The organism is Sediminibacterium sp. (assembly GCF_051860225.1).
Classification (GTDB): Bacteria; Bacteroidota; Bacteroidia; order Chitinophagales; family Chitinophagaceae; genus Sediminibacterium.
This window is the reverse complement of record NZ_JBHYEI010000001.1, coordinates 1,418,139-1,430,970: the sequence shown is the minus strand read 5'-3', so window position 1 is coordinate 1,430,970 and position 12,832 is coordinate 1,418,139. Positions and strand designations below refer to the sequence as shown.

12 protein-coding genes are annotated in these 12,832 nt (G+C 35.7%); 5 read left to right on the top strand and 7 right to left on the bottom strand.

All coding sequences use genetic code 11. From position 1 onward, the window contains the following. Positions 1–42: 42 nt before the first annotated feature. Entirely contained in the window at positions 43–1,698 is a 1,656-nt protein-coding gene (locus tag ACTIEI_RS06185; RefSeq protein WP_439505414.1) for a patatin-like phospholipase family protein, read from the bottom strand. A gap of 96 nt (positions 1,699–1,794) precedes the next feature. Between ACTIEI_RS06185 and ACTIEI_RS06180 the strand changes: the two genes are divergently transcribed. From ACTIEI_RS06180 to ACTIEI_RS06165, 4 genes are read left to right on the top strand one after another with little or no spacing between them, the layout of a single operon-like run. Continuing rightward, positions 1,795–2,490 (top strand): ClpP family protease, encoded by a 696-nt coding sequence (locus ACTIEI_RS06180; protein ID WP_439505413.1) that lies wholly within the window; start codon positions 1,795–1,797, stop codon positions 2,488–2,490. Positions 2,491–2,515: 25 nt separating this feature from the next. Then, entirely contained in the window at positions 2,516–3,157 is a 642-nt protein-coding gene (locus tag ACTIEI_RS06175) for a ClpP family protease (RefSeq protein ID WP_439505412.1), read from the top strand. A gap of 3 nt (positions 3,158–3,160) precedes the next feature. Further along, a complete protein-coding gene (gene clpX, locus ACTIEI_RS06170; RefSeq protein WP_439505411.1) occupies positions 3,161–4,402 on the top strand; it encodes an ATP-dependent Clp protease ATP-binding subunit ClpX in 1,242 nt (413 codons plus the stop codon). Between the two features lie 15 nt (positions 4,403–4,417). After that, positions 4,418–4,579: a hypothetical protein gene (locus ACTIEI_RS06165; RefSeq protein ID WP_439505410.1), complete on the top strand. Its 162-nt coding sequence runs from the start codon at positions 4,418–4,420 to the stop codon at positions 4,577–4,579. Position 4,580: 1 nt separating this feature from the next. Here ACTIEI_RS06165 and ACTIEI_RS06160 read toward each other — a convergent pair whose 3' ends face one another. The 6 genes from ACTIEI_RS06160 to ACTIEI_RS06135 form a co-directional block, all read right to left on the bottom strand. Then, a complete protein-coding gene (locus ACTIEI_RS06160; RefSeq protein ID WP_439505409.1) occupies positions 4,581–6,476 on the bottom strand; it encodes an ATP-binding protein in 1,896 nt (631 codons plus the stop codon). A 129-nt stretch (positions 6,477–6,605) separates the two neighbouring features. Then, positions 6,606–7,745 (bottom strand): acyl-CoA dehydrogenase family protein, encoded by a 1,140-nt coding sequence (locus ACTIEI_RS06155; RefSeq protein ID WP_439505408.1) that lies wholly within the window; start codon positions 7,743–7,745, stop codon positions 6,606–6,608. 146 nt (positions 7,746–7,891) lie between these two features. Beyond that, positions 7,892–8,782, bottom strand: coding sequence for a ComEA family DNA-binding protein (locus ACTIEI_RS06150; protein ID WP_439505407.1), 891 nt, complete (start codon positions 8,780–8,782; stop codon positions 7,892–7,894). A 20-nt stretch (positions 8,783–8,802) separates the two neighbouring features. Beyond that, on the bottom strand, positions 8,803–9,579 hold the full coding sequence (locus ACTIEI_RS06145) for an MBL fold metallo-hydrolase (protein WP_439505406.1): 777 nt from the start codon (positions 9,577–9,579) through the stop codon (positions 8,803–8,805). A gap of 50 nt (positions 9,580–9,629) precedes the next feature. Further along, on the bottom strand, positions 9,630–9,905 hold the full coding sequence (locus tag ACTIEI_RS06140) for a hypothetical protein (protein ID WP_439505405.1): 276 nt from the start codon (positions 9,903–9,905) through the stop codon (positions 9,630–9,632). 78 nt (positions 9,906–9,983) lie between these two features. Beyond that, positions 9,984–11,543, bottom strand: coding sequence for a response regulator (locus tag ACTIEI_RS06135; protein WP_439505404.1), 1,560 nt, complete (start codon positions 11,541–11,543; stop codon positions 9,984–9,986). A 68-nt stretch (positions 11,544–11,611) separates the two neighbouring features. Here ACTIEI_RS06135 and ACTIEI_RS06130 point away from each other — a divergent pair, with 68 nt between their 5' ends. Continuing rightward, entirely contained in the window at positions 11,612–12,826 is a 1,215-nt protein-coding gene (locus ACTIEI_RS06130) for an HD domain-containing protein (RefSeq protein WP_439505403.1), read from the top strand. Positions 12,827–12,832 lie beyond the last annotated feature (6 nt).

Here is a 12,832-nt window from a genome sequence, read left to right as displayed (position 1 = left end):
GTTGAATGATTTATTAAACCAGCTTTCGGGCTGGTTTTTTTATTATAATAAGTCATGTTTTTTTAATTGACGTTGAATATAAGTTTGTACTTGATTCGCAATCATTCTATTTAAAAATATATCCCCACTTAATTGAAGTAACAATTTTTTCCATCCAGTTAATTGGATGGAATTTAATAACATGGCAACTCTTTTTTGAATAATTGGTCGCATTTGAGTTAATGGATTTGTTTCCAATGTTGGCCATGGCAATGGCTTTTGTACGGATTCAAACTGTGGAATGATTTGTACTGATTCTGTTTGTTTCGATTTAAATAAATAACGGTTGACTCCTTCATAACCTTTTGAAAAAATCGGATGATTATCTAAATGTTGAATGGGTATTGTAAAATGATTGCGCAAAAACATTTCACAATTATATTGTCCTAATGCATAATCGTGTACCCTAAAATCTTTACTAATAAAACCCCCGAAACCACCAATTGCCCCACATGCAATGGCTTTAGCCCCTTCTATTCGAGTATTCTCCAAATCCAAAGAATATCTTACTGGTGCTATTAAAAATTGACCTGCCTTGTTTTTACTTAATACATCTGCAATGGGTACTGGCTTTGCTTTCATTTGCTGCATCATCGCATGCAAGATAGACCCTGCCAATTGACCAATAGAAAGGGGATATGCATTTTGATTGAGCGTATTTTCAGGAAATGGATCTATCATCAAGACAGTACTTCTAAATTGATCGAATCGGTTAAAAGCATTAGATTGCTCGGTTTCTGTTAATACCAATTCATTCAACAATTCTCTCACTTTTTCAAATGGTTCATTATTCATTAGTCCCCCATCTACATGCAAGGATTCATAAGTTGGCATTGTATGATTAATCATAAGTCCTTCATGATTAATCCATTTATTTTGGACTATTGCTTCTAGGGGTCTGGTCAATTTCTTTGCTGGTAATCCCAATGGAAATGCCCCTGTTGCAATTGCAGCATCTTTGGCTAATTGAGCATTCAATCCTGTTCTAATATTCAAAGGCATCCACCCATTGATACAGTTGGGGGCCGTAGCAGCTTGAAAGCAAGCATAATCATTGTGAACCGACATTGCATGGTGTTGCGCTTTTAAATCGGTATTGAAAGAGATATTATAAGGGAACCCGCTTACATTGGTTAATGTCGTAAATACTTTCAATTGTGGATGAAAAAAAGGAGGAGGATCATTCCATGACAAACCTTTATTGCTAAATGCCCTATCTGCTAATTCATTTGCAAAAGCCCCATTGAATAATGAAGTTGGCGGAACCGCATTATTGAAGTCGGTACACGATAACAATTTTTCCATCATATTATCGGCTTGCATGGTAACCCAACTTTTATACAACAAATCTGCCTTTAATTGATGCATGACTGCTGCAGTAAGTAAACCCGTCATACCACCAGCAGAAGCTCCTCCAATTATGGAAATTTGTACCCTATGTGTAGGAACTCCTGGTTGGCCGCGGCTTTGCTCCCACCGGTCTAATGATTTTATTAAATAATCTACTACACCTGCAGTATAAGCACCCGCAGATACTGCACCTGCCATACAAAGTCCTATATGAAATGGGTTCTCTGACATAATATTAACAATACTAGCTTTGAACTTATCTAAAATGAACGACCTTTGCAACCGTGTTTTAACGGTTTTACTGTTCATTATGTCAAATTGCCATAAATCAAGCTTTGCATAGTATTTGAACAGTCTTTATACCTATTTAACAAAACACTTAACTTCAAAGCGAAAAATCAGTTTATGAATATTGGAAAAGAGTTTGAGCAATACGCAGTTAAACACCGTGGCATCAGCAGCGGAGTTTTACACAACTACAAAAGTTATGGGCAAGTAACCAACCTTACTCCTTACATTATTGAGGAAAGGCCTCTAAACGTTGCTAGCATGGATGTTTTTAGCCGTTTAATGATGGATCGAATTATTTTTTTAGGAGAAGGCATTAACGACTATGTAGCCAATATTGTTACTGCACAACTATTGTTTCTGGAAAGTACCGACCGTTCAAGAGATATTCAAATGTATATCAATAGCCCAGGTGGCAGCGTTTATGCTGGTTTGGGAATCTATGATACCATGCAGTTTATCGGGCCTGATGTGGCAACTATTTGTACTGGTATTGCTGCTAGTATGGGTCAAATTTTACTATGTGCTGGCGTTCAAGGTAAAAGAACTGCACTAAAACACAGTAGAATCATGATGCACCAACCTAGCGGTGGTATTGGAGGTCAAGCAACTGATATTGAAATAACTGCCCGTGAAATTAAAAAATTGAAACAAGAGCTTTATGCAATAACAGCCAATCACACAGGTAAATCAATCGAAACAATTGCAAAAGATAGTGATCGTGATTTCTGGATGACAGCTGCTGAAGCAAAAGAATATGGTTTAGTAGACGAAGTTTTGTTAACCAATCCTAGAAAAGAAAAGAAAGGATAATTGTTTAAAATTCAAATGATTAAAAATGATACAGTCTAAATATATCGTGAATCCTTTTCTAAATAATGATCAGGATGAACCAGAAGAAAACAAAGAAGAGAAGCAAGATGCAATGGGTAGTTTTATGACCAAAAAAATGGAAAAACTGTTTTTTGAAAAAAGAGCAGTGTATTTATGGGGGGTTGTAGATGATAAATCTGCAAAAGAAGTGGTCACTAAATTACTTTTATTAGATGCTGATAAGCCTGGTACTGAAATTAAATTATATATCAATAGCCCAGGTGGTGTTGTTACTAGCGGGATGGTAATGTATGATACTATTAAAATGATACAAAGTCCGGTAAGTACAATTTGTATGGGATTAGCCGCTAGCATGGGCTCGATTCTCTTAAGTGCTGGAGCAAAAGGGCACCGTTATATTTATCCGCATGGAGAAGTAATGATTCACCAACCTAGCTTGGGTGGTTATTATCAAGCTACTAGTGCAGATATTGAAATTCAAGCAAATCAAATTTTAAAAACCAAACAGTTAGGAGCAAAAATTTTAGCTGAAAACTGCGGCAAAACAGTGGAACAAATTTTAGCGGATTTTGACCGCGATTATTGGATGGATGCATCCGAAGCAGTTGCCTATGGCATAGCAGACAGCATCCTTAATAAGATATAGTTTATGGCAAAACAAAATAATTTACATTGCTCTTTCTGCGGAAGAAGCCGTGATGAAGTAAAGATATTGATAGCAGGCCAAGAAGGTCATATCTGTGAAAATTGTGTAGAGCATGCTGAAGAAATTATTGCTCAAGAATTAAGTGCCAAAAACAATCTTTCAGGAACAGGAGGGGCAGGTAATGTTCAAATTAGGAAACCTAAAGAAATCAAACAGTTCTTAGACGAATACGTAATTGGGCAAGACGAAGCCAAGAAGATTCTTTGTGTAGCTGTGTATAACCATTATAAAAGGGTTAACAATAAACAAATTGTGGATGATGTTGAAATAGAAAAGAGCAATATCATCATGGTAGGTGAAACAGGAACAGGTAAAACCTTATTGGCTAAATCAATTGCTCGATTGCTTAATGTACCCTTTGCGATTGTAGATGCAACCGTCTTTACCGAAGCAGGTTACGTAGGCGAAGATGTAGAAAGCATGCTAACTCGTTTATTACAAAATTGTAATTATGATGTAAATGCCGCTGAAAGAGGCATTGTATACGTTGATGAGATTGATAAAATTGCGAGAAAAGGAGATAATCCCTCTATTACCAGAGATGTTAGTGGAGAAGGTGTTCAACAAGGATTATTAAAAATGCTTGAAGGAACAGAGGTATTAGTTCCACCACAAGGTGGTAGAAAACATCCTGAGCAAAAAATGATCAAGGTAGACACAAAAAATATTTTATTTATCTGCGGTGGTGCATTTGATGGCATAGACAAAGTAATTGCCAGAAGAATCAATACCAACGCCATTGGATTTAGCGTTAATAAAGATGAACAAGAACACCAAAGAAGTAATTTACTAGAATTCATTAATGCGCAAGACCTAAAAAGTTTTGGTTTGATTCCAGAATTACTTGGTCGTTTACCTGTTGTCACCCATTTGAATCCATTAGATGCAGAAACACTGAGAAGCATATTAACAGAACCAAAAAATTCTTTGATAAAGCAGTTTACCCGGTTGTTTGATATGGAAGGAATTTCCTTAACCATTGAACCGGCTGTATTAGACTTTATGGTTTCTAAAGCAATGGAATACAAATTGGGCGCAAGAGGATTAAGAAGTATTTGCGAGAGCATTTTAACTGAAGCCATGTTTGAACTACCTGGCACCAATACGACTTCTTTAAATGTGACATTAGATTATGCAGAAAAGATGTTTAGTAAGAGTAAACTAAGCGCACTTAAAGTTGCTTAAATTAAAATATACAATATGAACGAATTAATAGAAAAGCTAGTTAAAGAAGCAGGATTATCAGAACAACAAGCTCAACAAGCAATCGCTACAATTGCAGGATTTGTAAAAGATAAATTCCCGATGTTAGGCGGTGCGGTTGACCAAATTTTTGCTGCTGGAAATAAAAACGAAGAATAGCTTAAGTAATTTGCAAGGGTAGTTGAATGATAAATTTACTACCCTTGTTTGGTATACTTTCAATGGTTAAAGTACCATCATGGCGATTAATCAAATCACTGCACAGCATTAAGCCAAAACCACTTCCCTTTTCCATTGAAGTTCCCGCAGTGGTATAATATTGTTTCGCATTAATTTTTTCGATTGTTTCCTTTGTCATACCTATACCACTGTCTTCAACACAAATAATTGCATGAGTATTGTTTTGCGAAGCATGAACCTCGATGGTTCCATTTTCAGGAGTAAACTTAATAGCATTACTAATCAAGTTTCTTAAAACAATCCTAATCATTTCTTTGTCCGCATTAATAAACATTTGTGGATGCAGATTATTAGAGAAAATTATATTTTTCCTACTAAAAAGCATCTTATGCTCTTCTTCCAATCCTTTCACTAGTTGATATACAACAATAACGGATCTATCTAAGTTCTTGCCAGACATCTGTCCTTTCAACCAAAAGAGTAGATTATCAAGCAAAGAAGTTGTACCCATATATTGGGTTTCTAATTGTAGTAGTAGTTGTTTTGCCTGATCTTCTGGAACCATTTCTTGATTGACCAAATTCAAAATACCTTTGGTATTCACTAAGGGATTTCGCAAATCATGTGAAATGATAGAAAGTAATTTATCCTTGGTTTTATTATCAGCTTCAAGCATTCTATTTTGATAAGAGATTTCTTTATTCAGTGTTCCCATCTCTTCTATTTGAGCTTCAATCAAAATATTTTTCGCCCTCAGCTCTCTACTAAAATGCTTTTGTTTTTGGTAATTGATAAAAACCATTACAACCAAAACAGCCAATATAATCAAAATGAATGTCCCTACTGTTAAAATGAATAACTGCTCATCAGATGCTCGCTGCGCTCGTAAAAAAGCATTCTCTCGATCTAATCTTAGACTTTGTTGATTCTTAATGATATCAATGAAATTAGCAGCATATTCATTTTCTTTTTTTCGATGCAACTGATTAATCAATATGGCTGTATCCTGCCATGCCATTGCATTTACTAAGGAATTCGTTTTTTTATAATATTGAATAATTTGGCGAACACTATGATCCATCAACTCGTGTGCACCAATTGATTTAGCAAATACATAAGATGCTTTTGACATAGCAAAAGCAGAATCAAGCTGACCACGCTTAAAAGCGATATTTGCCAACTCCAAGTTATTTAATGCAAGACCATATCGATCATTTAATTTACGATCTATGCTCATAGATGCATAGAAAAAAGAAGTCGCTAACTCAAAATTCTTACCATCAAATGCCAATTTTCCTAAATGATAAAGCGCTTTCTTTTCCCCGTAGGTATAATTTATTTCTTTGCTTGTATTAAGTGCTTGATTAAACAAAATAACTGCAGAATCAGGCTTATTTCTATAGAGTTGAATCAGCCCTAAACTATTTTTTATATTTACAACCTCTTCTTGTTTATTGTATTTGTTAAATACTGCTAGACAATCATTGTATATTGATGAAGCAGAGTCATACTTAGTTTCTAACACCATTGAACTAGCAATTTGTTGACTTACTTTTGCTATATTAAATGTGTCTTTTGTTCTTTTAAAAATATCGAGCGATAGATAAAAGTCACTTAGCGCTCTTTTTACAAAACCTTGCTGCAAAAAAATACCCCCTTCATACATGTAAGCAACTGCTTGACCTTTTTTATAGTCTATTTGTTTGGCTGTATTTTGAGCAATAATTAACAGATTGAGTGCTTTAGAAATATCAGAACGCTTAGCATCAAAAGCGGCTTTATTTAATGAGTCTACTATAAAAGAAGACCCTGAATTTTTTTGTGCAATTAATGGACAAACCAAAAAGAATGAATATAATAAAAGCAGTACCCGCATATTATTAAATGTAGATATGGATCTTAATTTGTTAGTATTCCTTTTCAAGATACAAATAATTGTATTACTGAATTAACAAAAAAGGACCCCAATTGGAGTCCCTTATTATGAGCAAGCAATCGAAAACAATTAGCGAAGGACTTCTCTAGCGATCACCATTTTCTGAATCTCAGAAGTTCCTTCCCCAATAGTACATAATTTTGCGTCACGATAGTACTTTTCTACAGGAAAATCTTTTGTATACCCATATCCACCAAAAATTTGTATGGCTTCGGTAGCCGATTTAACGGCTACTTCACTTGCATAATATTTAGCCATTGCACCTGCTTGTGTAACTTTTTCCCCTCTATTTTTAAGATCACAAGCTTGCCATATCAATAAATCGGCAGCCATGATTTCAGTAGCCATATCTGCCAATTTAAAACTAATACCCTGAAATGAAGCAATCGGTTGATCAAACTGATATCTTTCCTGTGAATATTTTAAAGCAGCTTCATAAGCTCCTTTTGCAATACCAGCCGAAAGCGCCGCGATGGATATTCTACCCCCATCTAAAATTTTCATTGCCTGTCTAAATCCATCCCCCACTTCACCCAATCGATTACTATCAGGGATAATGCAATTATCAAATATCATTTCAGCGGTTTCACTTGCTCGCATTCCCAATTTATTTTCCTTCTTCCCAGCCGTAAATCCTGGTGTTCCTCTTTCAACTACAAACGCGGTCGAATTTCCACTGGTTCTAGTTTCACCAGTTCTGCAAATCACCACAGCAACTTCTCCAGACTTTCCGTGAGTAATCCAACTTTTAGTTCCATTCAACACCCACTGATCCCCCTGCTTCACTGCTGTTGTTTTCATATTGCCTGCATCACTACCCGTGTTGGGTTCCGTTAAGCCCCAAGCCCCAATCCACTCGGCTGTAGCTAATTTTGGTAACCAACGCTTCTTTTGTTCTTCTGTACCAAAAGATAAAATATGATTGGTGCATAGTGAGTTATGTGCAGCAACACTTAACCCGATGCTACCACAAACTTTTGCAATTTCTTGAATAATTGCATTGTACTCAAAATAACCCAACCCAGCACCGCCATATTCAGCTGGCACCAATACACCCATTAAACCCAACTTCCCCATTTCTCTAAATAGCGCTTCTGGAAAAAATTGTGCCTCATCCCAATCCATTAGATGCGGTCTAATATACTGCTCAGCAAAATCTTTTGCAGTTGCTGAAACTTGTTGCGTCAATTCTGTCTCCTTAAAATGCATATATCTTATAATTTAAATAGACGGGGGTCGGAGCAGAGCAAGCACGTTCTTTCCGACCCCCTAAAACAAACAACCGTTAGTTAGTTTGTAAGGCAAATCTAGGGGATTTTACTGGTAAGTTCATCTTAAAATAAACAGATAATTATTCACAGTTTTACTAAATCTAAAAGCACTTGATATTGAGCCGACTGAATAAAAACAATTCTTTTGAGGTCTTCTATTTGTTGAAATAGGCCATATTGTGTTCTATATTGAACAATTGCAGCCGCAATTTCTGGCGAAACCCCAGCTTTGATTAGTCTTGCCTCGCTGGCAGTATTTACGGAAGGCTTCCCAGTAGATTGAACTTTAAGAAAGGGTTCAATAGTGGTGAACAAAGAATCTCCAATTCCATAGGTTTTTTTAATTTCATCTAATTCAGCAAAACCACCCAATTTGTTGCGGTATTTAATAATTCGAGCAGCTAATACAGGCCCAATTCCGGGTAAAGATTCCCACTCATTGATTGAAGCAGTATTGATATCGATGATATTTATTTTTTTGGGGGGATAGGGAGGATTATAGCTGCCACTTCTTTCAGTTAAAGGAAATTGTTGATTTGAAATAGTTGATTGAATGCGTATATACGGGATCAAGGCTTTTGCTAAAGAGGGATCGATTCCCCAAATTTTCAGCAGATCTTTAGGCAATTTAAACCTTCCCCCTTTTTGTCGATATCGAATTATTGTCTGTGCATTTTTATCTGACAATCCCAACAATTGTAGTTGATCCTCAGAAGCTGTGTTAGGATCGAATTGGAAGAAGACAGATTTACTTGAAGGTATTTTGTTGTATTGGTTATTCTTCAATTGAGGCATACTAGACGAATTACCTTCAAGTTGGTCTGCCCATGCAGTATCCGAATGATGTAATTGAGGCATCTGAGAGGGCATTAATCTTGGCAATAACCAAAAAAAGCTCAACAAAAACAATACAACCAATAATCCAATTCTTTCCTTTTTTGAGAATTGCAAATATGCTTTCAAAAAATTTTTCATGCCCGCAAATGATTGCGGAATTACAAACGAACAACCAACCCATCGTAAGCAAGTTTTACATGTGCTGGCAATTCAGCACTAATCGTATCATGTAAACCAAGCTGGTGACTAATATGGGTAAAATAAACTTCGGGTACTTCTGCAATAGCTGCAATATCTAATGCTTCTTGCAAAGTAAAATGAGACAAATGTTTCTCTTTTCTAAGTGCATTCAAAACCAATACACTTGAACCTTTTATTTTATCAAGCTCTGTTGCTTCAATATAGTTAGCATCGGTGATATAAGTAAAATTTCCCATCCTAAATCCTAATACTGGCATCCGATGGTGCATTACTTTAATTGGCTGAATTTCAATATCGCCTACAAAAAAATTTTCTTCCCCAATACTATGCATCTGCAGCTCAGGTGTACCTGGATAACGGGTATCTGAGAAAGCATAATAAAAATCTCTCCGAATAGCTTCCTCTGTTGAGGCATTTGCATAAATATCCATAGCCGCACCTGAAAAGAAATTAAATGCTCTTATATCATCTAATCCAGCAATATGATCTTTATGCGAATGGGTAAACAAAACAGCATTCAATCGAGTAGTCTTACTCCGCAACATTTGGTACCTAAAATCGGGTGTAGTATCAATTACGATGCGGGTACTAGCAGATTCTACCAAAATACTAGTTCTAAGACGTTGGTCTTTTGTGTTTAAAGAAACACATACAGGACAACTACATCCAATCATTGGAATGCCGGTACTTGTTCCTGTTCCTAAAAATTGAATGGTTAAAGCGGACTGTTTCACCAAATAAAACTAAGGTAAAATTGCTTTGGTCTGAAGGGTATTGTCCGCAATTATTCTGCGGTAGTCACTGATTTTTTTACTACTTCTTCATAAAGCTTTTGAGACTCAAGGGTTAACTTATCAAATTGAATATTGAGTTGGGGTATAATTTCCATTAAGGTATTGATTCTTCCCTCTATATTTAAAAACTTGTTTAATACCACTACCCTTCTGGCTTCAAGTAAGCACCAACCACTTTGAAAAGTACCCCTTTCGTACCTCACTACATATTCTGATTCTCCTAAAATATTTTCAAGCTTGTCTAATGTAGATTGTGTGTATTTCATAGCAACACAAATTTAAACTTAGTACGCCTTTGTTTGCAAGGGTTTTATCCACAAAATGGGCAGAAATTAAGGAAGTATTCAGACTTTTGACTCCATTTTAATCAATGGAACAATCATTTCTTCTAAACTAATCCCACCATGTTGAAAACTGTTTTTATAATAGTTCACATAATGATTGTAATTGTTTGGATAACATAAAAAACCATCTTCTTTTGCAAAAATGAAAGATGAGTTAATAGTAGGAACAGGCAGTCCAGCTTTTAATGGATCCCTAAAAGCCAACACTTCTTTTTCTTCATAGTTCAGATTTCTCCCATGTTTATACCGCAAATTGGTAGTAGTTTGTTTATCACCAATTACTTTATGGGGTGTTTTTACTCGAACACTACCATGATCTGTTGCCAATACGATTTTTATTTTTTTGTCGGCAATTTTCTTTAAAGCCTGGTGAAGTGGGCTATGCTCAAACCAACTCTTGGTCAAACTTCTGTAACTAGCTTCATCACTAGCTAATTCTTTTAATACTTCCATCTCAGTTCTTGCATGACTGAGCATATCAACAAAATTATAGACGATAACATTCAATTGGTTTCCTAATAGATTATGGATATTATTCACCAGTTGTTGCCCATCTTGATGATTTAAAATTTTATGGTAACTAAACTTGACTTGCTCCTTTTTTAATCGCTTTAGTTGAGCAACTAAAAAATCCTGTTCATGTAAGTTTTTCCCCCCTTCGTCTTCATCGTTTTTCCAAAGTTCAGGGAACTTCTTTTCAATTTCTGCGGGCATCATACCAGCAAAAATGGCATTTCGACAATATTGGGTTGCAGTAGGTAAAATTGAATAAAAACTATCTTCTTCTGTAACCCGAAAACTTTCAGCAAATATGGGCTCAATGGCTTTCCATTGATCATATCGTAGATTATCAATCAAAATAAAAAACAAAGGAATATCAGGTTCTAAATGAGGCAATACTTTAAATTGGAATAATTGATGACTCATGATTGGTGCATCAGCAGCTGCAGATGCCATCCATTTTTCATAGTTTTTAGCAATGAATTTTCCAAAAGCAGCATTGGCTTCTTTTTTCTGATTAAAAAAAATCTCTTGCATTTCAGGACTGTCACTTTTCTCCATTTCGAGTTCCCAATAAACCAGTTTTTTATATAAATCCATCCATTCTTGGTAACCAGGATTTCCAGAAAGTGCCATAAATAATTCACTGAATTGCTGCTGATAAGAAACAGTTGTTTTTTCAGCAACTAACCTTTTATTATCAATGATTTTTTTTAGGCTAAGTAAAACTTGGTTGGGATTAACTGGCTTAATTAAATAATCTGCAATTTGGCTTCCGATTGCCTCATCCATCAGGTTCTCGGTTTCATTTTTAGTGATGAGTACAATTGGAATCCGCTGATTGAACTGCTTCATCCTTGTAAGGGTTTCGAGGCCGGTAATCCCTGGCATACTTTCATCCATTAACACAACATCTACCATATGCTGTTGAATATATTCAATAGCATCATACCCATTGGTGAGGGTGTGAACTTTATACCCTTTGTTTTCTAAAAATATTTTTTGTGATTGTAGACTTTCAATTTCGTCGTCTACCCATAAAATTTGTGCAATTGCCATATTGCTAAGCTATTTATAATTTTGTTTGAAGTTCTAAATACTACCTTTATTAACAATTCAGCAACAGCATGGCCAATCCGAAAAGAAAAATTATTAACGACCCAGTATATGGATTCATCACAATAAGCCATCCGCTAATCTTCTCAATTATTGCTCATCCATTTTATCAACGTTTAAGAAGGATTCAGCAAATGGCCATGGCACAATTGGTTTACCCGGGGGCTGTTCACACTCGCTTACATCATTCTTTGGGCGCCTACCACCTGATGTGCAATGTAGTAAATGAACTAAGGAGTAAAGAAATCGAAATCACAAAAGAGGAAGAAATTGCTGTAAAAGCGGCCATTTTATTACATGATATAGGACATGGCCCTTTTTCGCATGCCTTAGAACACGAGCTAGTCTTAGGGGTTCATCATGAAGACCTTTCGCTTCAGATTATGCAACTCATGAACAATGAATTGAATGGCCAGCTTGGTCTTGCTATTGACATTTTCACGAATCAATACCATAAACCTTTTCTCCACCAACTCATTAGCGGCCAATTAGATGTTGATAGAATGGACTATTTAAGCAGGGATAGTTTTTTTTCGGGAGTTAGTGAGGGGGTAATTGGATACGATCGAATATTAAAAATGCTAACCGTTCATCATGGACAGTTAATGATTGAAGAAAAAGGAATTTATAGTGTTGAAAAATTTTTAGTCGCCAGAAGGCAAATGTACTGGCAGGTTTATTTACATAAAACTGTTTTATCTGCAGAAAAAATGTTAGTGAAAATTATCCAAAGGGTAAGGGCTATTTATGATGATAACCGAATAAGTTTAGCAACGGGATCACAAGTAGACTTCTTTCTTGGGGAATTCAATGGACCAATGAATGCAGATACCATCAAAAGATTTTGCTTAATGGATGATTTTGATGTAATAAGTGCAATAAAAAAATGGAGCACACATTCAGACAAAGTACTCTCTTTGCTTTGTACGCGCATGCTGAATCGAGCAATTTACAAAACCAGTATTCAAGCCACTCCATTTGAACCAGCATTTATTGAATCAAAAAAACAACAAGTGATTAAGCAATTTGATGTAACCGAGGAAGAAGCAAGCTTTCTCTGTTTTACAGGTATTGCAACTAATACAACTTATCAAAGCAAAGAAGAAAAAATCAATATTTTATACAAAGACGGAACAGTAAAAGATATTACTGAAGTAGACAATTCGATGATACAGCAAAATCTTTCGTCTCAGGTAAAAAAATTTTACATTTGTCTGTTAACCTAACCCACT

What these genes read in the sequence shown, in the direction of transcription:
- ACTIEI_RS06185 (WP_439505414.1), bottom strand. Translation starts at nt 1,698, where the DNA reads ATGAACAGTAAAACCGTTAAAACACGGTTGCAAAGGTCGTTCATTTTA.
- ACTIEI_RS06180 (WP_439505413.1), top strand. Translation starts at nt 1,795, where the DNA reads ATGAATATTGGAAAAGAGTTTGAGCAATACGCAGTTAAACACCGTGGC.
- ACTIEI_RS06175 (WP_439505412.1), top strand. Translation starts at nt 2,516, where the DNA reads ATGATACAGTCTAAATATATCGTGAATCCTTTTCTAAATAATGATCAG.
- clpX (WP_439505411.1), top strand. Translation starts at nt 3,161, where the DNA reads ATGGCAAAACAAAATAATTTACATTGCTCTTTCTGCGGAAGAAGCCGT.
- ACTIEI_RS06165 (WP_439505410.1), top strand. Translation starts at nt 4,418, where the DNA reads ATGAACGAATTAATAGAAAAGCTAGTTAAAGAAGCAGGATTATCAGAA.
- ACTIEI_RS06160 (WP_439505409.1), bottom strand. Translation starts at nt 6,476, where the DNA reads ATGCGGGTACTGCTTTTATTATATTCATTCTTTTTGGTTTGTCCATTA.
- ACTIEI_RS06155 (WP_439505408.1), bottom strand. Translation starts at nt 7,745, where the DNA reads ATGCATTTTAAGGAGACAGAATTGACGCAACAAGTTTCAGCAACTGCA.
- ACTIEI_RS06150 (WP_439505407.1), bottom strand. Translation starts at nt 8,782, where the DNA reads ATGAAAAATTTTTTGAAAGCATATTTGCAATTCTCAAAAAAGGAAAGA.
- ACTIEI_RS06140 (WP_439505405.1), bottom strand. Translation starts at nt 9,905, where the DNA reads ATGAAATACACACAATCTACATTAGACAAGCTTGAAAATATTTTAGGA.
- ACTIEI_RS06135 (WP_439505404.1), bottom strand. Translation starts at nt 11,543, where the DNA reads ATGGCAATTGCACAAATTTTATGGGTAGACGACGAAATTGAAAGTCTA.
- ACTIEI_RS06130 (WP_439505403.1), top strand. Translation starts at nt 11,612, where the DNA reads ATGGCCAATCCGAAAAGAAAAATTATTAACGACCCAGTATATGGATTC.